Raw genomic sequence first — 21,680 nt, forward strand, 5'->3', positions numbered from 1 at the left:
GCGGCGTTCAGGCCGTGCGAGGCGAGCCCTCGAGCTCGACGCCGGCGGTCCGCAGCTGGTCCAGGGCGGCGTCGACCGTGGCCTCGGCGACGCCGGCGGTGAGCGGCAGCAGCACCCGGGTGGCGAACCCGTGGCCGACCGCGTCGAGCGCGGTGGCCCGGACGCAGTGGTCGGTGGCGATGCCCACGACGTCCACGGCGTCCACGCCGCGGGCCCGGAGCCAGTCGGCCAGCGCCGTGCCCTCGCTGCTGGCCTCGAAGCCGGAGTAGGCGGCGGCGTACTCGCCCTTGTCGAACACCGCCTCGATCGGCCCGCGGTCCAGCGCCGGGTGCAGTTCCACCCCCTCGGTGCCGACGACGCAGTGCGCCGGCCAGGTCTCCACGAAGTCGGGCGCCTGCGCGAAGTGGTGCCCCGGGTCGATGTGGTGGTCGCGGGTGGCCACGACGTGGTCGTAGGCCGTGGACCGGATGTGCGCAGAGACGGCGGCCGCGACGGCGGCCCCTCCCGCCACGGCGAGGCTGCCGCCCTCGCAGAAGTCGTTCTGCACGTCCACGACGATCAGAGCTCGGGTCATGGGATGGTGGTCCTTTCCGCTCGTTCTTCGGCCCCGTCCGGAGGCTCGCCCCGAGCGTGCGAGGGGCGAGGGGGACGGGGTCCTTCTGCTCCGGGTCAGGCGGGAACGGTCTCGAGGGCGGGCTCACCGCGGGACAGCGCCCACGCTTCCGCGGGCAGGGCCTCGCGCACCCGGGCGTGGTGGTCCCTGGCCGTGCGCAGGGCCTGCGCCGGGGAGGCGTGGTCGCACAGCTCCCCATCGCGCACCAGGGGGACGACGAGGTCGCGGTCACCGTCGCTGGGCAGGATCGGTGAGCTGCTGACCACCTCGGCGGTCGCGGTGCCGTCGGCGGCGTGCCGGCGCACGGCGGACTTGCGGCCGCCGACGGAGTTCTTGCCCTCGGAGCGCTTGGCCACCGGCACCCCGTCCCGCTCGACGAGCTTGTAGACCATCCCGGCCGTCGGTGCCCCGGACCCGGTCACCAGCGAGGTGCCCACGCCGTAGCCGTCGACCGGCGCCGCCATGAGGCCGGCGATGGCGTACTCGTCGAGGTCGCTCGTGACGATGACCCGGGTCCGCGTCGCGCCGAGGGAGTCCAGCAGCTGCCGGGCGCGGGCCGCCAGCGTCGGCAGGTCACCGGAGTCCAGCCGGATGCCACCGAGCTCGGGACCGGCCACCTCGACGGCGGTGCGGATCCCCTGCTCGACGTCGTAGGTGTCCACGAGCAGCGTCGTCCCGACGCCCAGGGTGTCGATCTGCGCCCGGAACGCGGCCCGCTCGTCGTCGTGCAGCAGCGTGAAGGCGTGCGCGCTGGTGCCGGTGGTCGGTACCCCGTACCGGCGGCCGGCCTCCAGGTTGGAGCTGGCGCCGAAGCCGACCAGGTGCGCGGCGCGCGCCGCGGCCACCGCCGCTTCCTCGTGGGTGCGCCGCGAGCCCATCTCGATGCACGGCCGCTCGCACGCGGCGGCCACCATCCGCGCCGCCGCCGAGGCGATCGCCGAGTCGTGGTTGAGGATCGACAGGGCGAGGGTCTCCAGCAGCACGCCCTCGGCGAACGACGCCCGCACGGTGAGCACGGGGGAGCCCGGGAAGAACAGCTCGCCCTCCGCGTAGCCGTCGATGTCCCCGGAGAACCGGAAGTCGGCCAGCCAGTCCAGGAGCCGCTCGTCGGTCAGCCCCTGGGCGCGCAGCGCGGAGAGCTCGTCCTCGCCGAAGCGGAAGCCGGGCAGTGCCTCCAGCAGGCGACCGGTGCCGGCCAGCACGCCGTAGCGGCGGCCGTGGGGGAGTCGTCGGGCGAAGACCTCGAACACGCAGTCGCGGGCCGCCGTGCCGTCGGCGAGCGCCGCCGCCAGCATGGTCAGCTCGTAGCGGTCGGTGAGCAGCGCGGTCGCCGTCGGCATGGCTCCGGAGCGTAGGCGGACCGCGGTGCGCGGGCAGCGCCGCGCCTTAAGCTGGACCCGTGGCCGGACCCATGGCGCCGACATGGACGCCCGAGAGCACCGTCGAGGAGCACAGCGACCTCGACCGGCCGTGGGTGACCATCGTCTGGAACGACCCCGTCAACCTGATGACCTACGTGACCTTCGTGCTGCAGGAGCTCTTCGGCTACGACGAGGCGAAGGCGACCGAGCTCATGCTGCAGGTGCACCACGAGGGCAGGGCGATCGTCAGCTCCGGGCCGCGGGAGCGGATGGAGCACGACACCAGCCGGCTGCACGCCTACGGCCTGTGGGCCAGCTACCAGAAGGACTCGTGACCCGTCACCCGGGCGGGGCACGGTGGGGAGCCGAGACGGCGATTGCCGGCGAAGGAGTGCTGTGAAGCCGTTCCGTGCCCGCGGTGACCAGCTGGTCGCCCGCCTGGACCGTGCCGAGGCCGGCATCGTCGGCCTGCTGCTGGACCAGCTGGAGCAGCTGCTGGCCGCCGACGCGACCGATGTGGCGGACGACCCCGTGCTCGAGCGGCTGTTCCCGCCGGGGCACCGGGTCGACCGCGAGATCGCCCAGGACTTCCGCGAGATGACCGAGGAGTCGCTGCGCAGCGGCAAGGCGGACGACCTCGCCACGGTGCGGGCCACCCTGCCGGCCGACGGCGGCGAGATCCGCCTGGACCCGGACCAGGCGGGCGCCTGGCTGCGCACCAGCAACGACCTGCGGCTGGCGCTGGGCACGCGGCTGGACATCGGCGAGGACACCGGGCCGCCGGAGGAGATCGTCGACGAGACCGATCACCAGCTGGCGGTCTACTACTGGCTCACCGCCGTGCAGGGCTCGCTCGTCGACGCCCTGGTCGCCGCTCGCGCCGGGCGAAGGTGAGCAGGGCCAGCGCCGCCATCAGCAGGTCGAGGACGAAGAGCACGTAGACCATGCCGTGCAGCTCGACGCCGACGACCATCGCGCCGATCGTCGACAGCAGGACGACCCCCGAGACCAGGAGCAGCAGCAGCAGGAGCAGCGCGCGCAGCAGCACGATGGTGACGACCGAGGCGCGATCGCCCGGCTCGGCGGCGTTGTACCCGCGGTGCCGGAAGAGCCCCTTCCCGCCCAGGACGAGGGCGGGCAGCGCCAGCAGCAGGACGCCGACGATCAGCAACGGGGGGACCAACACGACGGCGACCGTATCGCTCTTCACCGTATGGCCCTGCTGCAGGGACCCGGCCGCGAGCTTGCGAGGGGTCGGGAGGCAGCAGGGTCCTTCCACTAGACTGCCCCCGTGCTGCGCATCGCCCGCGCGACCTACGACGCCATCGTGGCCCACGCCCGGCAGGACCATCCGGACGAGGCCTGTGGCGTCGTCGCCGGTCCTGAGGGGACCGATCGCCCTGAGCGCGTCGTCCCGATGCTCAACGCGGCCCGCTCGCCGACGTTCTACGAGTTCGACAGCACCGACCTGCTGGCGCTCTACCGCGAGCTCGACGACCGGGACGAGTGGGCCGTGGTCGTCTACCACTCGCACACCGCCACCGAGGCCTACCCGTCGCGGACCGACGTCGGCTACGCGTCCGGCCCGGCCGCGGACCCGCGCACCCACTACGTCCTCGTCTCCACCCGGCACCACGGGCCGGAGACCGGCCTGTCCGGTGACGAGGTCGAATTCCGCAGCTACCGCATCGTCGACGGGGAGGTGTCGGAGGAGGAGGTCGAGATCGTCGAGACCCACCTGTTCGGGCACTCGCCGACGACCGTCGTCTACGACTGAAAGAGGACCCCGTCCTCCTCATCCCTCGCACGCTCGGGACGAGCCTCTGGACGGGGCCGCCCGCGGAATGCTCAGCCGAACACGGCTGTTTCCGCAAGCAGACGCACCACCGCTGCCGCGCGCAGCGCCCCCGACATCCCACGTCCCGAGGAGAAGCACGCCATGGCCATCGAGGTCCGGATCCCGACCATCCTGCGCACGCACACCGGCGGCAACAAGACTGTCGAGGGCAGCGGGGACACCCTGGCCGCGCTAATCGACGACCTCGACAGCAAGCACTCGGGTCTGAAGAACCGCCTCGTCACCGAGGAGGGCAAGCTGCACCGCTTCGTCAACGTCTACGTCAACGACGAGGACGTGCGCTTCACCGGCGCCCTGGACACCCAGGTCAAGGACGGCGACTCGGTGACGATCCTGCCGGCGGTCGCCGGCGGTTGCTGAGCGGCTCCCCGCTCGCACCGTTCCCGTCCCGCCTCCTGGAAGAGTTCCCATGGCCCGCTTCGCCTCCCTCGTCGACTCGCTCGGCGGCACCCCGCTCGTGGGGCTGCCCAACCTGTCGCCGACCTCCGACGTGCGCCTGTGGGCCAAGCTCGAGGACCACAACCCGACCGGGTCCATCAAGGACCGGGCGGCGATCAAGATGATCGAGGCCGCCGAGAAGGAGGGGCTGCTGCAGCCCGGCTCGATCATCCTCGAGCCGACCAGCGGCAACACCGGCATCTCGCTGGCCATGGTGGCCCGCCAGCGCGGGTACCGGCTGATCTGCGTGATGCCGGAGAACACCTCGGTGGAGCGCCGGCAGCTCCTGGAGATGTACGGGGCGCAGATCATCTCCTCGCCGGCCGCCGGCGGCTCCAACCAGGCCGTCGCGATGGCCAAGGAGCTGGCCGCCGAGCACGACGACTGGGTCATGCTCTACCAGTACGGCAACCCGGCCAACGCCCTCGCGCACTACGAGGGCACGGGTCCGGAGATCGTCGCCGACCTGCCGTCGATCACCCACTTCGTGGCCGGCCTCGGCACGACCGGCACCCTCATGGGCGTCTCGCGGTACCTGCGCGAGCACAAGCCGGGCGTGCAGGTGATCGCCGCCGAGCCGCGTTACGGCGAGCTCGTCTACGGCCTGCGCAACATCGACGAGGGCTTCATCCCCGAGCTCTACGACGCCTCGCTGCTGGACTCCCGGTTCTCCGTGGGTCCCGACGACGCCATCCACCGCACCCGCCAGCTGGTGGAGCGCGAGGGCATCTTCGCCGGCATCTCGACCGGCGCGATCCTGCACGCCGCGCTCGGCATCGCCGACAAGGAGGTGGCCGCCGGTCGCAAGGCCGACATCGTCTTCATCGTCTGCGACGGCGGCTGGAAGTACCTCTCCACCGGCGCCTACGCGGGCACGCTGGAGGAGGCCACCTCCGCGCTCGAGGGCCAGCTCTGGGCCTGAGCCCCTCACCGGCGCCCCCCGGCCGTGCGGGCGGTCGTCGGAGGCGGCGGCTAGCCTGACCGGCGACATGGGGACGACGGCAGCCGGGCGCGGAGCAGACGCGCCGATCGGCATCTTCGACTCGGGCGTCGGTGGGCTCACCGTCGCCCGCGCCGTGCTGGACCAGCTGCCGAACGAGGCCGTCCGCTACATCGGTGACACGGCGAACGGCCCCTACGGCCCCCTGCCCATCGCCGAGGTGCGCCGGCACTCGCTGGCGGTCATGGACGAGCTCGTCGACAGCGGCGTGAAGATGCTCGTCGTCGCCTGCAACTCGGCCAGCGCGGCCTCCCTGCGCGACGCCCGCGAGCGGTACGACGTGCCGGTCGTCGAGGTGGTGCTGCCCGCCGTGCGGCGGGCGATCGCCGCCTCGCGCACCGGCCGGATCGGTGTCATCGGCACCCAGGCGACGGTCACCAGCGGCGCCTACGACGACGCGTTCGCCGCGGCCCCGCACGTCACCGTGACGTCCGCGGCGTGCCCGAGCTTCGTCGACTTCGTGGAGCGGGGCGTGACCAGCGGCCGCCAGCTGGTGGGCCTCGCGCAGTCCTACCTCGACCCGCTGCTGGTCGCCGGCGTCGACACCGTCGTCCTGGGCTGCACGCACTACCCGCTGCTGACCGGCGTGATCTCCCTCGTCATGGGTGACGACGCCACGCTCGTGTCGAGCGCCGAGGAGACGGCCAAGGACGTGTACCGGGTGCTGACCAACGCCGACCTGCTGCGCGACGAGGACGCCCCGCCGCCGTCGCACGCCTTCCTGGCCACCGGGGACCCGGAACCGTTCGCCCGGCTGGGCCGGCGCTTCCTGGGCCCGGAGGTCGGCTCTGTGCTGCGGGCCGGGACGGTGGGCGCCGCGTGAAGCTGACGGTCATCGGTTGCTGCGGCAGCGGCCCGGGCCCCGACTCCCCGGCGTCCAGCTACCTGGTCGAGCACGACGGGTACCGGCTGCTGCTGGACCTGGGCAACGGTGCCTTCGGGGCCCTGCAGGCGATCGTCGACCCGGGGTCCATCGACGCCGTGTTCCTCTCCCACCTGCACGCCGACCACTGCCTGGACGTGGCCCCGCTCGTCGTCTGGCACCGCTATTCGGGCCGGTCGCGACGCTCGCTCGTGCCGCTGTACGCGCCGGTGGGCGCCGAGCGCCGCCTGGCACTGGCCTACGACATGGACGGCGACGGGCTGACCGACGTCCTCGACTTCGTCCCCGTGGGCCCGGGCGCCCTGACGATCGGGCCGTTCGCGGTGGAGCTGGCCCGCACGGCGCATCCCGTCGAGTGCTATGCCATCCGGCTGACCGCCGGCGGGCGGACCCTCGTCTACACCGGCGACACCGGGCCGAGCGATCACGTCGTGGAGCTGGCGCGCGGCGCCGACGTGCTGCTGGCCGAGGCCGCGCACCCGGACAACGCCCCCGACCAGCCGCCGGGGCTGCACCTGACCGGGCGGCAGGCCGCTCAGCACGCCGCTGCTGCCGGCGTCGGGCGTCTGCTGCTGACCCACGTCCCGGCCTGGGTCGACCACATCGGGCAGCTGTTCGCGGCCAGCTCGGTCTTCTCCGAGACCGAACTGGTGCGTCCGGGCGGGGTCTACGACATCTAGACCGCCCTACCGGGGGCCCGCGGTTGCTCCCGCTCCTCCGTCCGGGCAGCGTGATCGCCGTGGTGGACGAGGAACGCGACGGCGTCGCGCTGAGCAACCTGGACTCGCCGCTGGGCGACGGGCTGGAGGTTGCCAAGCGCGCGCTCGTCGACCACTTCGACGCCGTCGCCGACCGGCTGGTGCCGCTCCTGGCGGGACGCCCCCTGTCGGTGAAGCGGGTCCGGCCGGGGCAGCCGCCGTTCATGCAGCGCAACGCCAGCAAGGGCGCCCCCGGGTGGGTGCGGACCGTCCCCGTCTGGTCGGAGGGCTCGCACCGCGAGATCCACCAGGTGCTGTGCGAGGACCGGCGCACCCTGCTGTGGCTCGGCAACCAGCGGGCCGTCGAGCTGCACGTCCCCTTCCTCCGCGTCGGCGAGGCCGGTCCCACCGGTCTGGTGCTCGATCTGGACCCACCGGAGGGCGCCGGGTTCCCGGTGGTCGTCGCCGCGGCCCGGCTGGTGCGCCGGGCGCTGGAGGACGCGCGGCTCGGGGGAGCGGTGAAGACCAGCGGGTCCAAGGGCCTGCACGTCGTCGTCCCGGTGCACGGTTCGCCGGTGGAGGACGTCGCCGCGGCGACCCGCGCGCTGGCGGCACGCACCGCCGCCCTCGACCCCGAGCTGGCGACGACCGCCTACCTCCTGGAGGACCGGGGCGGCCGGGTGTTCGTAGACTCCACCAGGTCCGGCCAGGGCACCATCGTCGCCGCCTACAGCCCACGCATCCGCCCCGGGCTGCCGGTCTCCTTCCCGGTGGGGTGGGACGACCTGGACGACGTCCGCCCCGGGGACTTCACGGTGACGACGGCGGCCCGGCTGCTCGGGGACCGGGACCCGTGGGCGGAGGCGCTGCCGGCACCGCAGCAGTTGCCCGACGAGCTCGTGGCGCAGGGGCACACCATCCCGGTGGCCCGCGTGCAGGCGATGCACGAGGGCAAGCGGCGCAAGCGCGCCCGCGAGGCGAGCGACTGACACCCCTCGCGGTGCCGGGCCCGTCCACACCCGGGACGTCGGTCCACAGCTCCGGCCCGGGTGGCGATCCTGTCGGTCCCGCCGCCCAGGCTGACGGCGTGACGCACGACCCGCAGCTCATCGCCTGGCTCGACCAGGAGGACGCCCACCTCACCCGGACCATCCGCAGTCATCGGGTGGCCGTGCAGTACGTGCAGCGAGGGGAGGGGCCGGACGAGCCGCCGTTCGGCTACACCGTCGGGCTGTTCGGGGTCGGCCACCCCGAGCTGGTCGTGGTGGGGCTGGGTCACGGCGCCACCGGTGACGTGCTGGACGAGGTGGCCGCCCTGGTGCTCGGCGGTCGGGACCTGCTGCCGGGCGAACTGGTCGTGCTGGAGGGCGGCGAGCGCCTGCTCACCGTGGAGCCGCTGCCCAACCCGGCCGAGATCCTGTTCTCCGCGAACCGCTTCTACCAGCGCCCGGACGAGTTCTCCGTGCCGGCGTACCAGCTGACCTGGGCGCACGAGGGCGGCGCCTTCCCCTGGGACCCCGGCTGTCCCTGCCCGCCCGAGTGCCAGCCCCGGCCGGGCACCTGGCGGGCGTGAACCTCAATCGAGGCCGAGGTCGCGCCGCAGCTTGGCCACGTGCCCGGTCGCCTTCACGTTGTAGGCGGCGCTCTCGATCCGGCCCTCGGCGTCGACGACGAACGTGGAGCGGATGACCCCGACGACCTCCTTGCCGTACAGCTTCTTGGTGCCGTACGCGCCGTAGGCCTTCATCACCTGCTTGTCCTCGTCGGACACCAGGGTGATCGCCAGCTCCTCCTTGTCGCGGAACCGGAGCAGCTTCTCCACCGGGTCGGGGGAGATGCCGATGATGTCCAGCCCGGCCTCGGCCAGGTCGCCGGCCGCGGCGGTGAAGTCGACCGCCTGGGTGGTGCAGCCCGGCGTCATCGCGGCCGGGTAGCAGTAGACGATCACCCGGCGGCCGCGGTAGTCCGACAGCGACACCGGGGTGCCCTGGGCGTCCGGAAGCGTGAACTCCGGCGCGGGGTCGCCGGCTGTGAGGCGGACGGGTGCGGCGTCGGTCGCGGTCATGCGGTGAATCCTGCCGTGTCCCCGGTGGGGCCTCGCAAGGGGGCGGCGCGGCTCATCCGGTGAGGAAGGAGAAGCGCACCTGCCGCTGGGGGTTGTCGGTGTTGGTGTCGACCAGGCAGATGCGCTGCCAGGTGCCCAGCATCAGCCGGCCCTCGAGCACCGGCACGCTGGCGTGCGGCGGCACGAACGCCGGCAGGACGTGGTCCCGGCCGTGACCGGGACTGCCGTGCCGGTGCTGCCAGCGGTCGTCGCGCGGCAGCAGCTCGTCGAGCTGGGCGAGCAGGTCGTCGTCGCTGCCGGAGCCGGTCTCCAGGATCGCCAGCCCCGCGGTGGCGTGCGGCACGAACACGTGGAGCAGCCCGTCGCCCTCCTGCCGCACGAACTCGGCGCACTCGTCGGTGAGGTCGACGACGACGGGGACGGCACCGGTCCGGACGGCACGCAGCTCCGATCTCATGCCCCGATCCTGGCCGCTGCCGGAGCCCGTCGCCTGCCCGGGAGGCGAGGAGCGCGACGTCGCCGGGGGGAGGACCCCGGCGACGCCCATTACTGTCGGCACACGTGACGCAGCCTCGAACCACCGCCCGCCCCGACGGCCGATCGGCCGACCAGCTCCGCCCGGTGACCATCACCCGCAACTGGCTCGACCACGCCGAGGGCTCGGTGCTGGTGGAGTTCGGGCGCACCCGCGTGCTGTGCGCCGCCAGCGTCACCGAGGGGGTGCCGCGCTGGCGCAAGGGCTCCGGCCTGGGCTGGGTGACCGCCGAGTACTCGATGCTGCCGCGCGCCACCCACACCCGCAGCGACCGCGAGTCGGTGCGCGGCAAGATCGGTGGCCGCACGCACGAGATCAGCCGGCTGATCGGCCGCTCGCTGCGCGCCTCCATCGACCTGGGTGCCCTCGGCGAGAACAGCATCGCCATCGACTGCGACGTCCTGCAGGCCGACGGCGGCACGCGGACCGCCGCCATCACCGGCGCCTACGTGGCCCTGGCCGACGCCGTCTCCTGGCTGGACGACCGCAAGAAGCTCGCGAAGAAGAACGCCGTCGTCCAGTCGGTCGCGGCCGTGAGCGTCGGCGTCATCGACGGCGAGCCGCGGCTGGACCTCGCCTACGAGGAGGACGTGCGCGCCGGTACCGATATGAACGTCGTCTGCACGGGCGACGGCGGCTTCGTCGAGGTGCAGGGCACCGCGGAGGGCGCGATCTTCGACCGGCCGACGCTGGACGCGCTGCTGGACCTGGCGGTGGCCGGGTGCGCCGACCTCACCCGGCTCCAGGCCGAGGCGCTCGCCCGGTGACCACCCGCCTGCTGCTCGCCACCCGGAACGCCGGCAAGCTCGCCGAGCTCCAGCGGCTGCTGCAGAGCGCGGTCCCCGGCGTCGACGTGGTGGGCCTGCGCGACGTCGACGACTACCCCGAGGCGCCCGAGACGGGCGCGACCTTCGCCGAGAACGCCTTGCTCAAGGCGCGGGAGGCGGTCCGGTACACCGGGCTGCCCGCGGTGGCCGACGACTCGGGACTGGCCGTCGACGCCCTCAACGGGATGCCGGGGGTGCTGTCGGCGCGCTGGTGCGGTCGGCACGGCGACGACGACGCCAACACCGCGCTCCTGCTGGGGCAGCTGGCCGACGTCCCGGACGAGCGTCGTGGGGCGGCCTTCGTCTGCGCCGCGGCACTGGTGACCCCCGACGGCACCGAGCGGGTGCTGGAGCGGGAGTGGCGCGGAACGGTGATCCGCGGGAAGCGGGGGAGCAACGGCTTCGGCTACGACCCCGTCTTCGTCCCGGAGGGGCTGGAGGTCACCTCCGCGGAGCTGGCGCCGGCGGAGAAGGACGCGCGCAGCCACCGGGGGCAGGCCTTCGCCGCCCTGGTGCCGGTCCTGGCGGAGGTGCTGGGCATTCGCTGAGCCGCGCGTGGGTCAGCGAAAGCTGAAGCCCAGCCAGGCCAGCGAGTCCTCCTCCTCGGGCTCGGCGTGCCGGCCCGGGCGGACCAGCTGCTCCTGCGTCGCCACGTGCGCCTCGCGGCCGAACTCCGGCGCCCGGTGCCGGCCACGGGCGGGCGCGGCGCCGGTCGGGTGCACGACGGCGGCACGGAGCATCGCCGCAGGCAGCCAGGTGGCGTTCGGGGAGGCGCTGGAGGTCATGCCCTCCTGATCGGCCGCGCGGCGGGGGAACCCGAGGGCCCCGCCCCGAAACCCACCCGGCCGGGTGAACGTTCCGTGGTCGGAAGGTGGCTCACCGCACACGGTGCTGGTCAGTAGCCTGCCGACATGGAGTTCGTGCGCCTTCTCCTCGTCGTCGTCCACATCATCGGGCTGTCCCTGATCATCGGGCCGTTCCTCTTCCAGGTGAGCCGGAAGGCGAACTTCCAGCCCGGGCTCCTGCAGATCGGGGCCCTGGTCCAGCTGGTCTCCGGTCTGGCGCTGGTGGGCATCCGGGAGGCCGGCGACCTGCCGGTCGACCACGCGAAGATCGGCGTCAAGCTCGTCGTCACCGTGCTCGCCGTCGTCACGGTGTTCCTGGCCGCACGGAAGCAGCGGGCCGCCGCCGCCGGGCAGGCCGACCCGAAGTCGCCGCTGCCGTTCTTCCACGCCACCGGTGCGCTGGCCATCCTGAACGTCTTCGTCGCCGTCCTCTGGACCTGATCCGCGCTGACGTCCTCCGCCGCCGGCCGCTAGCGTCCGACGTCGTGACCATCCCTGCGCGCGTGCGACCGGCCGGAGACGGCGACGAGCGGACCCAGCTGCTCGGCTGGCTGAACCTGCAGCGGTCGCTCGTGCACCACAAGTGCGAGGGGCTGGACGACGCCGCCGCGCACCGGCCGCTGGTGCCGACGTCGCCGCTGATGACGGTGGCCGGGTTGGTGTCGCACCTGCGCTGGGTGGAGCACTGCTGGTTCCAGGTGCTCTTCCTCGACCGCGACATGGCGGCCAACCCCCAGTTCGGCGACGTGGCGGACGCCGACTTCCGGGTGGACGGGGTGCCGCTGGCGCAGCTGCTGGAGGAGTACGCCCGGGAGTGCGCGGCGTCCGAGGCGGTGGTCGCGGCTGCCTCCCTCGACGACCGCGGACGCAACCGCGGGCACCGGGCCGACACGCTCACGCTGCGCTGGATCCTCGGGCACATGGTGGAGGAGGTCGCCCGGCACGTCGGGCACCTGGACCTGCTGCGCGAGATGCTCGACGGCGAGAAGAGCTACTACTGAGCCCCCGGGCGTGAGCGGCGTCCCGCGGGGGCACTCCTCGCGGGTGCGGGTCTTCGTGGACAGTGCCAGGACGCTCCGGTTCGACGACGGCTCGCCGGTGACGGCCGCCTCCGGGGTCGCGCCCCTGGGGGAGGGGTGGCTGATCGCGCAGGACGACTCGACGATCGCCGCCTGGCGCCGCGACGACGGGGTGCACCCGGTCCGCGTGCTGCCGCCCGTCGATGGGCACGACGCGTTCAGCGAGCCCGCGGGGACCAAGCACCTCAAGCCGGACCTCGAGGTGGCCTGTCCGGCGGAGGTCGACGGCGAGCCCGCGGTGCTCCTGCTCGGCTCGGGCTCCTCGCCCCGGCGCATGCGGGCGGTGCTGGTGCGGCTGGAGGGCGGCGAGCCGGTCGTGCACGCCGCCGACCTGCCGGGGCTCTACGAGCGGGTGGCCGCGGGGCTCGGCCTGCCCATGGACCACCTGAACCTGGAGGGCGCCAGCCGCCACGGGGCCACCATCCGGTGGTTCAACCGGGGCAACCTCAACGCCGGGGTCCGGTCGGCCAGCGTGGACGTGCCGCTGGAGGGCCTGGTGGCCGCCGTCCTCGGCCGGGCCGACGCCGCCGCCGTCGCGGTGGAGCAGCCGCGGGAGTACGAGCTCGGCGAGGTCGAGGGCGTCGGGCTGGCCGTCACAGACGCGATCGCCCTCCCCGACGGGCGGACGCTGCTGAGCGCCGCGGCGGAGGACACCCCGAACGCGGTCGACGACGGGCCGGTGGTCGCCACCGCGATCGCCCTGCTGGACGGCGAGACGGTGCTGGCGGTGGCGCCGATCCCCGAGCTCGACGGCCACGTGCGCAAGGTGGAGGGACTGGCGCTGCGCCGCGTCGAGGGGCGCCGGGTGCACCTGCTCGCCGTCGTGGACGACGACGACCCCGCGACGCCGTCGGCCGAGCTGGAGCTGCGCGTCCACCTCGGTTGACCGCCTCCGGCGGCGCCCGCACCCACTGTCGTGCCTCAGCTCCCGCCGGCGGGAGCAGCAGCGGGACGCGAGCGGCACCGTCGCCGTCGCACGCGGCATCGGCGCCACGACCGCTTCGCCGGGTGGTCAGAGGCGGCGGGGCGCGGCGGGACCGGAACGTTCGCGGCGATGAGTCCGCCGGCGGCCCCCGGTCTACCCCCTGACAGGACGACCGATCCCTCAGGAGCACGGCATGGGACTCATCCACATCGAGATGTTCGCGACCCTCGACCTCGTCGGCCAGGCACCGGGCGGCCCCGACGAGGACCCGGAGGGGTTCCCCTTCGGCGGCTGGCAGGCGCCCCTGATCGACGAGGTCGCCGGGGCGCAGATCGGTGCCGCGTACGAGGGCACCGACGCCCTGCTGCTCGGCCGGCGGACGTACGACATCTTCGCCGCCTACTGGCCGCACCAGGAGGGCGGCGAGGACGGCTGGATCGCCGCGCTGTTCAACAGCGTGCCGAAGTACGTGGCCTCCCGCGGCCGGCCCGACCTGTCGTGGGCCGGGTCCACGCAGCTCGGCCCGGACCTGGCCGGGGCGGTGCGCGAGGTCCGGGACCGGCACGAGCACGTCACGGTCGTGGGCAGCCTGGACCTGGTGCAGACGCTCCTGCGGGAGAAGTTGTTCGACCGCCTCGACCTGTGGGTGCACCCCGTCGTGCTCGGCGTCGGGAAGAAGGTGTTCGACGGTGGCGCGGTGCCGACCAACATCACGCTCCTCGAACCGCCGGTCGCCAGCCCGAAGGGCACCGTCTACCTGCGCTACGGGCTCGCCGAGGGCACGCCCGCGACGGGGGACATGGGCGCACCCGACCGCGGTGCCCGGCACGACGGCTGACCCGGACCGACCCGCCGCCCGGTGTCCGCACCGCCCGGCGCGGTCGCCGACCCGGCCGTGCGGGAACCGCCGGCGGGGAAGGCGCACACTCGGTGCATGCGTGCACCCCGTCCCGACCCGGTAGGCCAGGGCCAGGAGTCCGTGTGGGACTACCCCCGGCCGCCGTCGGCCGAGATCACCAGCCGCCGGGTGGAGGCCGTGCTCGGCGGCCGGGTGATCGCCAGCACCGACCGCGCCGTCCGGGTCTGCGAGACCAGCCACCCGCCGGTCTACTACGTGCCGGCCGACGACGTCGTCCCCGGTGTCCTGGAGCGCGGCCAGGGCAGTTCGTGGTGCGAGTGGAAGGGGACGGCGACCTACTGGGACGCCGTCGTCGACGGCGTCCGGCACCCCTCCGTGGCCTGGTCGTACGAGCAGCCGACCGCGGGCTACGAGCACCTGCGCGGGGCGGTCGCCTTCTACCCCAGCCGGCTGGAGTCGGCGACGGTCGACGCGCAGCCGGTGCGCGCCCAGGCCGGTGACTTCTACGGCGGCTGGATCACCTCCGACGTCGTCGGCCCGTTCAAGGGGGAGCCGGGCACCCGCGGCTGGTGACCGGTGTGCGGCACCACGGGATTGCCTTGTGTGCGGGAGGGGGGAGTCGAACCCCCACGCCCGAAGGCACCAGATCCTAAGGACGACGCAGGGCCTTGACGACTCATGCCGCTGGCCTGGGGATTCGGCCTTTCACCTGCGAGGACGGTCCGGATCGAAGTTCGGCCAGAGAGCCGCTGATCACCCGTGATCGCCGTAGCTCATTGGGTCAAACGTTGGGTTGGGTCCGTGAGTGAGGGGAGCAGCCCGCTCCCGCTTGGCTGGATCGGCGCGGATCGAACGCGCGTTCGGAGTGTCGGAACGAAACTGTCCGATCACGCTGGCAAAATCCGACGAGAACGCCAGCACCCCGGTCGCGGATCGACCGAGGTCGGTGTCCACGTACCGGGGTGCATCTACTTGGCCGTAGGCGCGGAACGGTAGCAAGGCCGGAACGGTCGCGGCGCGGCGACCCGCGCGGTTTCGCAGGGGCACCAGTGCGTTCTCCGAAGTCGGGCGAACGTCCCGCGCGGGGAAAGGCAACACAGCCGTGTCCAACTTCAAGTTCGACGACCGGGCCATCAAGAAGCTCACGGACCAGGCCAAGCGCCAGGCCGCCGACGAGTCCAACCGTCTGTTCGCTCAGCTCGGGCGGCAGTACCGGGGTAAGCCGGTGTCCGTCATCAAGCCTGCGCTGAAGCGGGCCTGGGAGCGGGACGGTGGGAAGATCACCGACCCGGAGCTGACCGAGTATGCGCAGGCCATCTCCGACGGCACGCCGATCAAGTTCCGCGTCGGCCGCTGACCCGAGGACGGCGGGCGGGGCGCACCGGCTGCTCCTCGCCCGCCGTCCGGTTCAGGCCGACGCGCTCTCCGCCCATCGCGATCCTGCGCACTTCTCGAGGCCGAAAAGTGTCAGAGCCCATCGTTACGTTCGTCACACCGGATCCAGCCCGGGGTCCTGCCGTGTTCCGTGAAGCCTCTCTGCATAGGAGACCACTGATGCCCCGTTCCATTCCGACCATCACCTGCCCCTACTGCCGCACCGTCTTCGTGGGGAAGGTCGAGCGGCATGGACTCGTCCGCTGCGGCAAGTGCGGGAAGACCATGAAGGTCTGAAAGGTCCCGTCAGGCCGCCTGCCTGAGTCGGCGCGCCACCCGCTCCCGAGTGGTCAGGCCACCCCACATGCCCCAGGGTTCGTCGTGGGCTAGGGCATGGGCTAGGCAGGCGGCGCTCACGGGGCAGGCTGCACAGATGGCCCTGGCGGCCCCGGTCGGCAGACCGGGGCCGTCATCCATCCAGTCGGCGGGGTCGTGGCCCTGGCAGCCAGCCCGCGCGGCCCACGGCATCGAAGGGATGTAGGGCTGCGGTCGCCGACGCAGGCGTTGCAGCTCCTTGGTGACGGCCTTCATGAACGCGGGTGAGGGAGCGGCTTGCGGCGGGGCCGGTAGTCGTCGGCGTTGTAGAGATGCGGGAAGAGCTCTCGGTTGCGCCGATGGATCGCGTCGACTTCCGCTTGCCGCTCTGGGGTCAGCGCTGCCGGGGTCGTCGCCCGCTGCACCGCCAGGGCGTACCGGCGCCGTTCCTCCAACGTGGGCGCGCCGGGCGTGGCGAAGGTGATCGGCTGCCCGTTCTCGTCGGTCGCCTGCGATCCGTTCGGGCACCTGCCTGCTCGCCTTCGTCGCATGCCGCCTGCCTCCTGCCGTGGTCGGTACTGACCACGGTGCAGAACGCGGCGGGGTGTCTGGGCGAAACTCTTCGTCGTTATGCGACCGGTGTCGCTGAGCGGCCCACTCACCGACTCGCGCAATAGAGCATCAGGAGTCGGTCAGCGCATGCCTCATCCAAACTGTCAGACGAGCGCGATGAAATGGGCCGACGTACAGGTGGGCACGCCCAGTTCGACGGCTTTTCTGGTGAGCCCCTTGTCTGCTGTGGCGATGATCCAGCGGTCCCCGAACAGCTGCTCGGCACTGACCGACATCTCGGTGAGGGCCGTCGCCAGAAGCATAACGTCGCCGTTGCCCTCGTTGCGGTACAGGTCGACTACCTTGTCCTCCGGTTTGATTGTCGCCAGCACAACCTTCACGTTGTCGAGCACCGTCGTTGTGATCGGGTAGGTGAGCGGTCTGAGTTTCTCAATGTCGGGCAGTCCTCGGGCTTCGTAGAAGATCTCCTCCGGGATCCGACACCGGTTGAGCATGAACGTGGACGCCTTCTGACTGGCCGTCATCATTGACAGGGTCACGTTATCCACCAGGTAGCGGTCGATCATTACAGCGTCGCCCTGTACTCGTTGAGGGACACAGCCTTGCGGTTCTGGAACAACACCCTGACGATCTCCGAGGAAGGCAGCCGCTTGGCGTCCATCTGCTTCAACAGCGATCGGGAGTACTCCGCGCTGTTGTACTTGCGCAGCGCGTTCACGGGCTTCGGCTGTCGCGCCTGCGTCTTCGGCCGGTTCCGAAATTCCTCGCGCAGGATGGTCATGTAGCCGCGAGCCGTCACAGCGTCGACGAGGGCGAGTCGTCGCGCTCGCATCAGAAAGGCGCTGGGTGTGACGCAGTAGGTGGTCGCGTGCGCCTTGACGTCGTCCAAGGAGGAGACGTGAAGGTCAGCCACTGACGCTGCGGGCATCAGCATCTCTTCGGCGATTTCATACTCACGGTTCTCGATCAGATCGTCGGATTGGTCGGAGTAGGCGACGGGCTTGAACTTGCTCCGAGCAAGGCACACAGTGAGCAGCGCTAACGTGAGGAGTCGCCGGCCCGCAGGCTCCAAGCTGTCGCGGTGGGCGCCGTTGTTTACGAACAGGAACGGTACCTTCTTGTCCCGGATGCAAATGCCGCTGAATTGCGCCCGCTTCGGAATTGGCTGCGGCATGTAATTTCTCATGCTCTGCGACACGAAAATGTTGTGTTCTTCGAGCCAGTCAACGAGATGATCAAAGGCCCGCTCTTTCGTCTTCACGCGCAGCAGGTAGGAGCGATCGACGCCGAGCTGGGCAACCAGCCAGTCGGCGTCATCCTTCACGGTCTGCCGGGATCGCCGCAGGGCGCCGACGATCACATTGTCAGGGAGGTCTGGATCGTGCCGTTTCAACAGCTGCTGCTTGCGCAGCATGTCCTTCACGATCAGTTCGATGTCGGCGAGATGGACCGTGCCGCGTGAGTTGAGCGAGAAGGTGCCCTTGCTGACCCCACGTAGCAGCACTTCTTGCTTCCGCTTGAGCTGCGCTTCTACGACGTCTATCGGGGCGAAGAATAGCGTGTACGGAATCTCCGCCCTCCGCCCGAGACTCACCAGGTCCGTGAACGAGATGCGCGATGTCTCCAACGCCCTCAGGTATTCCTTCGCTTCTCGCTGCCAGGAGTCCTCGATCAGCGCCACGAAGGTCTTGCGCTCGATTGCGATCGTGGAGTGGCCACGAGAGACAGTGATAGTCACGGCAAGACCTTCTCGTATTTGCGCGATCGTTGTCACTTGCGAACCGCAACAGTGGACGCGGTTGCAGGCCAGCGGGCAAGGGTCAGACAACTGCCCCTGGAAGCCGCCTTCAGGACTTAGCCGCGAGCCGAAGCCAGCCCATCGACGTCGAGCCGGCGACTACGTGGGGTGGAGGTCGGTACCGGGCGGGGAGTCGGACTGCTTTCGCACCGCCCGCGCCAGGGTCGCCGCGTGGGCGAGGGAGGCCGGATCGCCGGTGTGCTGCACCAGCCAACGAGCAAATCGCAAATACGCCAGCCAGCCCAGCAGGAGACAGACAGGCGCGACGATCGCTGCCAGCAGTCCAAGAATCGGCACAGGGTCCTCCAGAAGCACGACGTTCCGTGTTTCTGGCAGTCGCCCCGACTCAGCCACCGCTGGCTCGCGCTCGCGGGCACTCGAACGGTTAGCGGGGAAGCGCTGACATTTGTCAACGGGGGACCCTCCGGTGCGTTACCGAGACTACACGCCCTGGCGTGCTTTGCGCGTGCGCTCGATGGCGGCGGTGTAGTCGGGCTCTCGGGCGACGTGGGCGTACACGGCGTCCGTGAAGGCGATTGAGTGGTGGCCCAGCCACCGGCTCACGCTGAACATGTCGTGCCCGTCCGCGAGCCACTGGCTACCGCAGGTGTGCCGCAGGTCGTGGAAGCGAACGCCGCTGTGCGGGTCGGCGGGCAACCCCACGGCGGCCACCGCAGGGACGAAGACGTGCTTGTAGAAGCTGCCCGCGTTCCACAGCTCGTCGCCCGTGTAGTTCAGCGGACCGCTGCGGAACCTGGCGGGCCACAGCGGGGCGTCAAGCTCATCCCGGCGTGGGTGAGCGGCCAGGTAGACGCCAAGGTCGTGCAGCAGCTCGTCATCGAGGATCGGCACCCGTCGCCGGCTCCTGGCGCTCTTGGGCTCCTGAACGACCCACACGCCACCGGGATAGGTCCGCTCGGCCATGCGCTCGACGTACACCTCACGACGGGCCAACCGCAGGTCGCGCACCCGTAGCCCGGCGATCTCGCTACGGCGCAGTCCGACCCCGGCCGCGAAGCGGACCAGCAGCCCGTAGACGGGGTCGGTCTCCGCGACCTTGGCAGCCACGGCGGCGACCTGGGCACGGCTCAGGAAGATGCCTTCGCGCTTCTCGCGCCCTGTTGGCAGTCGCTTGGGCCGGTCCACGACCTCGCAGGGGTTGCTCTGGATCAGCCCGTGCTTGCGTGCGTAGTTCAGCGTCGCGGACAGCGGGAAGATCGCGTGCTTGATCGTTCCGGGCATCACCGACCCCATCTCCGCGACCCACCGCTCCACGTCCCGGCTCGTGATGCTGTCGATGCGCCGGGCCCCGAACGTGGGCAGCACCCTCAGGCGTAGCCCGCGCTCGTAGTTCTCCAGAGTGCGTGGGCGGACCCGTGTCGCTTGCACGGCGAGCCACTGCTCCGCGACCTCGCGAACGGTCACCTTGCCAACGTTGGGCGGCACGTAGGTCCCCGTCGCCCGGGCGTGCTCGACGCTGGCCCGGTACTGCTTGGCGGCGGCCTCGGTCGGGAAGCTCTTGTCTCGGACGCGGGCCTTGCCAGTGACGGGGTCGACCTCGCGCCAGCGGGCGACGTAGACGGTGCCCTTGCCTCGATGAACCTTGTAGACGCCCGCTGTGCGGGTGGGGATGCGCGTGACCATCAGGCGGCCTCTCCAGTGGTCGGAACGGGGTCAAGAGCAGCGCTGGCGAGGTAACCGCCGATGCTGCCGGGGTTCCACCGGTCGCGGCCGGTGGGCGTGGGGACGCCCTCGGCGGTCAGAGCGGCGGCGATGCTGCGGTGCGAGAGGCCGGTGGCCTTCATGGCGACGATGCGCGCCAGCAGCGCGGGGTCGATCTGGCGTGGGCGCCCCATGCGGGTGCCTCGGGCCTTGGCAGCGGCGAGCGCTTCCTTCGTCCGGGCACGGATGGCGTCTCGCTCCCATTCCGCGACGCAGGCCATGACGTTGGCGACCAGGCGGCCGGACGGGGTCGTCATGTCGACACCGAGGTCGAGGGCGACCACCGCGAAGCCTTCGCGCTGTGCCGTAGCCAGCAGTTCCGCGAAGCCGAGCGTGCTGCGCGCCAGTCGGTCGAGCTTCGCGACGACCAGGGCCTCGGCATCGCCGGCTCTCAGGCTGGCCAAGGCCCGCTCGAGAGCGGGGCGGCGGGTGGCGGTGGCGCTCACGCCCTCGTCCGTCTCGAACGCCACCACGGTCCAGCCGCGCCGGGCGGCCTCGGTGGCGATGATGCGGCGCTGTGCGTCCAGGCCAAGGCCACTGTCCGCCTGGCCCGCCGTGCTGACCCGCAGGTAGGCGACCACGTTCATCGGTCGTCCTCCACCCGCTGCCAACCGACGTTGTCCGGGTCGCTGAGCGCGGTCAGCGGATAGACGTCGACCGGCTGCCGCACGCCGCAGCGCGGGCACTCGACTGTCGTGGGCGGATCGGCGGGGCCGGACGTCAGCTGCACCACCTCGACGCGGTGACCGCACGTCAGCAAGGCGCGCCACTGTCGGCGCTGTGCGTCGGCCCGGAGGCCGGTACCCGTGTGGGTACCGGCCTCGGCGTTCTGGGGCGTCTGGGTCGGGATGGCGGGCTGCGCGTCGGCACCGGGTGGGCCGGGTGGCGCGGGGTCGGTGTGCATGGGGCCTCCTAGGGCTCTGTCGGGGTCGATCAGGCGGTCTTGGCCGGGGTCGCCTTGGTGGCGGTGGCCTTCTTCGTCGCGGGCTTGACGGTCGGGGCCTTCTTCGCGACCGGAGCGGGCTCGGGAGCCGCCTTCTCGGCGTCGGCCTTGGCCTTGGCAGCCGCAGCGGCTGCCGCCTTCTCCTCCGCCTTGCGCTGGCGGTCGGCGGCCCGCTCGGCGGCCCGCTGCTCCTTGGCGGCCTGCTCGGCGGCCTTGGCTTCCGCCTGGGCAGCCTTCACGCCGACCCGGTAGGCGTCGCTTGCACGGAACGCCTTGCGCTTCGATGTGACAGCGAAGACCTGCTCCGGGGTGATCGTCACGCCGTGGGTGGCCGCCAGCCAGGTGGCGAAGGCTTCGTGCATCGGGCCGACGCGGGTCTCGCCGCCCTCGGTCTCGACGGCCGGGATGGTGGTGGGCTTGGTGCTGGTCATGGGGTGCCTCCTGGGCGGTGAGTCGTGTGGTGCGGACCCACTCAGCTCACAGAACCGGCCGCCAGAAGTTCAGAGGTTTCTCGTCTCCGCAGGTGACGCCGAAGTACCGCGACGCCGAACGGGACGTATCGGCATCGCCGGCGACGACTGTGCGGCCCCCAGGCGGGGCGCGGCGCCGGGGTATGCCAGCACCCGACCGGCGCCCGTCCATCGGCGCACGTCGGCGCTCAGGGCGTCAGCGGCGGCGCCCTGCCACCCGGCCCCGACGGGGTGGCGGGGTAGTGGGTGTGTAGGTCCGAGGCACCTGCCAGTAGTCAGGGTCATCAGGCTCGATGCGCCGCCGCTCCGGGACCGGGTGCGCCGGGGGCGGTCGGTCAGCGCCGTTCCTCATAGGCGTCGCCGGCTCCTGCACCGGGGCGGGCCGGGGCGACTCCGAGCCGTAGGCGAAGTCATCCGACCAGTCCTCGTCGTGGGGCGCAGCCTGGTAGCGGGCCAGCTCGTCGGCCAGCTCACGTTCCCGTTCCGTGTCCGACACCCG

General features: G+C 71.8%; 31 protein-coding genes. 17 read left to right on the forward strand and 14 right to left on the reverse strand.

The genetic code is table 11. The features are described from left to right. Nucleotides 1–7: 7 nt before the first annotated feature. Together C5507_RS11585 and C5507_RS11590 are read right to left on the reverse strand one after the other, a co-directional pair. Complete coding sequence (locus C5507_RS11585; protein WP_104528675.1) at nucleotides 8–574, reverse strand: isochorismatase family protein; 567 nt, start codon at nucleotides 572–574, stop codon at nucleotides 8–10. Between the two features lie 95 nt (nucleotides 575–669). Further along, nucleotides 670–1,953 (reverse strand): nicotinate phosphoribosyltransferase, encoded by a 1,284-nt coding sequence (locus tag C5507_RS11590; RefSeq protein WP_104528676.1) that lies wholly within the window; start codon nucleotides 1,951–1,953, stop codon nucleotides 670–672. Between the two features lie 59 nt (nucleotides 1,954–2,012). On the opposite strand from C5507_RS11590, the gene clpS reads away from it, so the two are divergent. Beyond that, a complete protein-coding gene (gene clpS, locus C5507_RS11595; protein WP_104528677.1) occupies nucleotides 2,013–2,309 on the forward strand; it encodes an ATP-dependent Clp protease adapter ClpS in 297 nt (98 codons plus the stop codon). Between the two features lie 61 nt (nucleotides 2,310–2,370). Continuing rightward, nucleotides 2,371–2,868, forward strand: a complete 498-nt coding sequence (locus C5507_RS11600) for a DUF2017 family protein (protein ID WP_104528678.1) — start codon at nucleotides 2,371–2,373, stop codon at nucleotides 2,866–2,868. On the opposite strand, the gene C5507_RS11605 is transcribed toward C5507_RS11600, so the two are convergent. Further along, on the reverse strand, nucleotides 2,807–3,160 hold the full coding sequence (locus tag C5507_RS11605; RefSeq protein ID WP_104528679.1) for a hypothetical protein: 354 nt from the start codon (nucleotides 3,158–3,160) through the stop codon (nucleotides 2,807–2,809). The genes C5507_RS11600 and C5507_RS11605 overlap by 62 nt on opposite strands. Before the next feature lie 105 nt (nucleotides 3,161–3,265). On the opposite strand from C5507_RS11605, the gene C5507_RS11610 reads away from it, so the two are divergent. The 7 genes from C5507_RS11610 to C5507_RS11640 all read left to right on the forward strand — a co-directional run bounded on the left by C5507_RS11610 (nucleotide 3,266) and on the right by C5507_RS11640 (nucleotide 8,424). Beyond that, a complete protein-coding gene (locus tag C5507_RS11610; RefSeq protein ID WP_104528680.1) occupies nucleotides 3,266–3,751 on the forward strand; it encodes a M67 family metallopeptidase in 486 nt (161 codons plus the stop codon). 162 nt (nucleotides 3,752–3,913) lie between these two features. Then, nucleotides 3,914–4,192: a MoaD/ThiS family protein gene (locus C5507_RS11615; protein WP_104528681.1), complete on the forward strand. Its 279-nt coding sequence runs from the start codon at nucleotides 3,914–3,916 to the stop codon at nucleotides 4,190–4,192. Nucleotides 4,193–4,241: 49 nt separating this feature from the next. Next, on the forward strand, nucleotides 4,242–5,192 hold the full coding sequence (locus C5507_RS11620) for a PLP-dependent cysteine synthase family protein (protein WP_104528682.1): 951 nt from the start codon (nucleotides 4,242–4,244) through the stop codon (nucleotides 5,190–5,192). A 67-nt stretch (nucleotides 5,193–5,259) separates the two neighbouring features. Next, a complete protein-coding gene (gene murI / locus C5507_RS11625) occupies nucleotides 5,260–6,093 on the forward strand; it encodes a glutamate racemase (protein ID WP_104528683.1) in 834 nt (277 codons plus the stop codon). Further along, nucleotides 6,090–6,833: an MBL fold metallo-hydrolase gene (locus C5507_RS11630; protein WP_104528684.1), complete on the forward strand. Its 744-nt coding sequence runs from the start codon at nucleotides 6,090–6,092 to the stop codon at nucleotides 6,831–6,833. The genes murI and C5507_RS11630 overlap by 4 nt, the downstream gene beginning before the upstream one ends. A 59-nt stretch (nucleotides 6,834–6,892) precedes the next feature. Continuing rightward, nucleotides 6,893–7,840 (forward strand): DNA polymerase domain-containing protein, encoded by a 948-nt coding sequence (locus C5507_RS11635; protein WP_207225629.1) that lies wholly within the window; start codon nucleotides 6,893–6,895, stop codon nucleotides 7,838–7,840. 98 nt (nucleotides 7,841–7,938) lie between these two features. Next, nucleotides 7,939–8,424: a DUF4262 domain-containing protein gene (locus C5507_RS11640; RefSeq protein ID WP_104528685.1), complete on the forward strand. Its 486-nt coding sequence runs from the start codon at nucleotides 7,939–7,941 to the stop codon at nucleotides 8,422–8,424. Between the two features lie 3 nt (nucleotides 8,425–8,427). On the opposite strand, the gene bcp is transcribed toward C5507_RS11640, so the two are convergent. Beyond that, nucleotides 8,428–8,916, reverse strand: a complete 489-nt coding sequence (gene bcp / locus C5507_RS11645; RefSeq protein WP_104528686.1) for a thioredoxin-dependent thiol peroxidase — start codon at nucleotides 8,914–8,916, stop codon at nucleotides 8,428–8,430. Nucleotides 8,917–8,968: 52 nt separating this feature from the next. Beyond that, on the reverse strand, nucleotides 8,969–9,373 hold the full coding sequence (locus C5507_RS11650; protein ID WP_104528687.1) for a YjbQ family protein: 405 nt from the start codon (nucleotides 9,371–9,373) through the stop codon (nucleotides 8,969–8,971). 104 nt (nucleotides 9,374–9,477) lie between these two features. Here C5507_RS11650 and rph point away from each other — a divergent pair, with 104 nt between their 5' ends. Further along, nucleotides 9,478–10,218 (forward strand): ribonuclease PH, encoded by a 741-nt coding sequence (gene rph, locus C5507_RS11655; protein ID WP_104528688.1) that lies wholly within the window; start codon nucleotides 9,478–9,480, stop codon nucleotides 10,216–10,218. Continuing rightward, the gene (gene rdgB / locus C5507_RS11660) at nucleotides 10,215–10,826 is read left to right on the forward strand and encodes an RdgB/HAM1 family non-canonical purine NTP pyrophosphatase (RefSeq protein WP_104528689.1); all 612 of its coding nucleotides are present in this window, start codon (nucleotides 10,215–10,217) and stop codon (nucleotides 10,824–10,826) included. The genes rph and rdgB overlap by 4 nt, the downstream gene beginning before the upstream one ends. 12 nt (nucleotides 10,827–10,838) lie before the next feature. On the opposite strand, the gene C5507_RS11665 is transcribed toward rdgB, so the two are convergent. Beyond that, on the reverse strand, nucleotides 10,839–11,063 hold the full coding sequence (locus C5507_RS11665) for a hypothetical protein (protein WP_104528690.1): 225 nt from the start codon (nucleotides 11,061–11,063) through the stop codon (nucleotides 10,839–10,841). Nucleotides 11,064–11,189: 126 nt separating this feature from the next. On the opposite strand from C5507_RS11665, the gene C5507_RS11670 reads away from it, so the two are divergent. The 6 genes from C5507_RS11670 to C5507_RS11695 all read left to right on the forward strand — a co-directional run bounded on the left by C5507_RS11670 (nucleotide 11,190) and on the right by C5507_RS11695 (nucleotide 15,343). After that, on the forward strand, nucleotides 11,190–11,564 hold the full coding sequence (locus C5507_RS11670) for a hypothetical protein (RefSeq protein WP_104528691.1): 375 nt from the start codon (nucleotides 11,190–11,192) through the stop codon (nucleotides 11,562–11,564). Nucleotides 11,565–11,608: 44 nt separating this feature from the next. After that, nucleotides 11,609–12,124 (forward strand): DinB family protein, encoded by a 516-nt coding sequence (locus C5507_RS11675; RefSeq protein ID WP_104528692.1) that lies wholly within the window; start codon nucleotides 11,609–11,611, stop codon nucleotides 12,122–12,124. Nucleotides 12,125–12,134: 10 nt separating this feature from the next. Next, a complete protein-coding gene (locus C5507_RS11680) occupies nucleotides 12,135–13,088 on the forward strand; it encodes a DUF6910 family protein (RefSeq protein WP_242610911.1) in 954 nt (317 codons plus the stop codon). Between the two features lie 232 nt (nucleotides 13,089–13,320). Further along, complete coding sequence (locus C5507_RS11685) at nucleotides 13,321–13,965, forward strand: dihydrofolate reductase family protein (protein ID WP_104528693.1); 645 nt, start codon at nucleotides 13,321–13,323, stop codon at nucleotides 13,963–13,965. Between the two features lie 96 nt (nucleotides 13,966–14,061). After that, entirely contained in the window at nucleotides 14,062–14,559 is a 498-nt protein-coding gene (locus tag C5507_RS11690; protein ID WP_104528712.1) for a DUF427 domain-containing protein, read from the forward strand. Nucleotides 14,560–15,088: 529 nt separating this feature from the next. Beyond that, entirely contained in the window at nucleotides 15,089–15,343 is a 255-nt protein-coding gene (locus tag C5507_RS11695; protein ID WP_207225630.1) for a hypothetical protein, read from the forward strand. A gap of 323 nt (nucleotides 15,344–15,666) precedes the next feature. Here C5507_RS11695 and C5507_RS11700 read toward each other — a convergent pair whose 3' ends face one another. The 8 genes from C5507_RS11700 to C5507_RS22835 form a co-directional block, all read right to left on the reverse strand. Then, complete coding sequence (locus tag C5507_RS11700) at nucleotides 15,667–15,951, reverse strand: WhiB family transcriptional regulator (protein WP_104528694.1); 285 nt, start codon at nucleotides 15,949–15,951, stop codon at nucleotides 15,667–15,669. A gap of 440 nt (nucleotides 15,952–16,391) precedes the next feature. Continuing rightward, the gene (locus tag C5507_RS11705; protein ID WP_104528695.1) at nucleotides 16,392–16,814 is read right to left on the reverse strand and encodes a hypothetical protein; all 423 of its coding nucleotides are present in this window, start codon (nucleotides 16,812–16,814) and stop codon (nucleotides 16,392–16,394) included. Further along, complete coding sequence (locus C5507_RS11710; RefSeq protein ID WP_104528696.1) at nucleotides 16,814–17,986, reverse strand: hypothetical protein; 1,173 nt, start codon at nucleotides 17,984–17,986, stop codon at nucleotides 16,814–16,816. Before C5507_RS11710 ends, C5507_RS11705 begins: the two co-directional genes overlap by 1 nt. Before the next feature lie 501 nt (nucleotides 17,987–18,487). Further along, nucleotides 18,488–19,690: a tyrosine-type recombinase/integrase gene (locus tag C5507_RS11720; protein WP_104528698.1), complete on the reverse strand. Its 1,203-nt coding sequence runs from the start codon at nucleotides 19,688–19,690 to the stop codon at nucleotides 18,488–18,490. Beyond that, nucleotides 19,690–20,355 carry a recombinase family protein gene (locus C5507_RS11725; protein WP_104528699.1) on the reverse strand — a complete coding sequence of 222 codons (666 nt, stop codon included), beginning with the start codon at nucleotides 20,353–20,355 and terminating at the stop codon, nucleotides 19,690–19,692. Before C5507_RS11725 ends, C5507_RS11720 begins: the two co-directional genes overlap by 1 nt. Then, complete coding sequence (locus tag C5507_RS11730; RefSeq protein WP_104528700.1) at nucleotides 20,352–20,672, reverse strand: zinc ribbon domain-containing protein; 321 nt, start codon at nucleotides 20,670–20,672, stop codon at nucleotides 20,352–20,354. The genes C5507_RS11725 and C5507_RS11730 overlap by 4 nt, the downstream gene beginning before the upstream one ends. 29 nt (nucleotides 20,673–20,701) lie before the next feature. Further along, a complete protein-coding gene (locus tag C5507_RS11735; protein WP_104528701.1) occupies nucleotides 20,702–21,142 on the reverse strand; it encodes a hypothetical protein in 441 nt (146 codons plus the stop codon). A gap of 235 nt (nucleotides 21,143–21,377) precedes the next feature. Further along, nucleotides 21,378–21,680 (reverse strand): hypothetical protein (locus tag C5507_RS22835; RefSeq protein WP_211295516.1); only part of this gene is annotated, 303 nt, incomplete at its 5' end.

Origin of the sequence: Blastococcus saxobsidens, assembly GCF_002938435.1 — a bacterium.
GTDB lineage: Bacteria > Actinomycetota > Actinomycetes > Mycobacteriales > Geodermatophilaceae > Blastococcus > Blastococcus saxobsidens.

What these genes read in the sequence shown, in the direction of transcription:
- C5507_RS11720 (WP_104528698.1), bottom strand. Translation starts at nt 19,690, where the DNA reads ATGGTCACGCGCATCCCCACCCGCACAGCGGGCGTCTACAAGGTTCAT.
- C5507_RS11650 (WP_104528687.1), bottom strand. Translation starts at nt 9,373, where the DNA reads ATGAGATCGGAGCTGCGTGCCGTCCGGACCGGTGCCGTCCCCGTCGTC.
- C5507_RS11705 (WP_104528695.1), bottom strand. Translation starts at nt 16,814, where the DNA reads ATGATCGACCGCTACCTGGTGGATAACGTGACCCTGTCAATGATGACG.
- C5507_RS11690 (WP_104528712.1), top strand. Translation starts at nt 14,062, where the DNA reads ATGCGTGCACCCCGTCCCGACCCGGTAGGCCAGGGCCAGGAGTCCGTG.
- C5507_RS11730 (WP_104528700.1), bottom strand. Translation starts at nt 20,672, where the DNA reads ATGCACACCGACCCCGCGCCACCCGGCCCACCCGGTGCCGACGCGCAG.
- C5507_RS11615 (WP_104528681.1), top strand. Translation starts at nt 3,914, where the DNA reads ATGGCCATCGAGGTCCGGATCCCGACCATCCTGCGCACGCACACCGGC.
- C5507_RS11700 (WP_104528694.1), bottom strand. Translation starts at nt 15,951, where the DNA reads ATGAAGGCCGTCACCAAGGAGCTGCAACGCCTGCGTCGGCGACCGCAG.
- bcp (WP_104528686.1), bottom strand. Translation starts at nt 8,916, where the DNA reads ATGACCGCGACCGACGCCGCACCCGTCCGCCTCACAGCCGGCGACCCC.
- C5507_RS11620 (WP_104528682.1), top strand. Translation starts at nt 4,242, where the DNA reads ATGGCCCGCTTCGCCTCCCTCGTCGACTCGCTCGGCGGCACCCCGCTC.
- C5507_RS11735 (WP_104528701.1), bottom strand. Translation starts at nt 21,142, where the DNA reads ATGACCAGCACCAAGCCCACCACCATCCCGGCCGTCGAGACCGAGGGC.
- C5507_RS11685 (WP_104528693.1), top strand. Translation starts at nt 13,321, where the DNA reads ATGGGACTCATCCACATCGAGATGTTCGCGACCCTCGACCTCGTCGGC.
- C5507_RS11725 (WP_104528699.1), bottom strand. Translation starts at nt 20,355, where the DNA reads ATGAACGTGGTCGCCTACCTGCGGGTCAGCACGGCGGGCCAGGCGGAC.
- murI (WP_104528683.1), top strand. Translation starts at nt 5,260, where the DNA reads ATGGGGACGACGGCAGCCGGGCGCGGAGCAGACGCGCCGATCGGCATC.
- C5507_RS11585 (WP_104528675.1), bottom strand. Translation starts at nt 574, where the DNA reads ATGACCCGAGCTCTGATCGTCGTGGACGTGCAGAACGACTTCTGCGAG.
- C5507_RS11590 (WP_104528676.1), bottom strand. Translation starts at nt 1,953, where the DNA reads ATGCCGACGGCGACCGCGCTGCTCACCGACCGCTACGAGCTGACCATG.
- C5507_RS11670 (WP_104528691.1), top strand. Translation starts at nt 11,190, where the DNA reads ATGGAGTTCGTGCGCCTTCTCCTCGTCGTCGTCCACATCATCGGGCTG.
- C5507_RS11665 (WP_104528690.1), bottom strand. Translation starts at nt 11,063, where the DNA reads ATGACCTCCAGCGCCTCCCCGAACGCCACCTGGCTGCCTGCGGCGATG.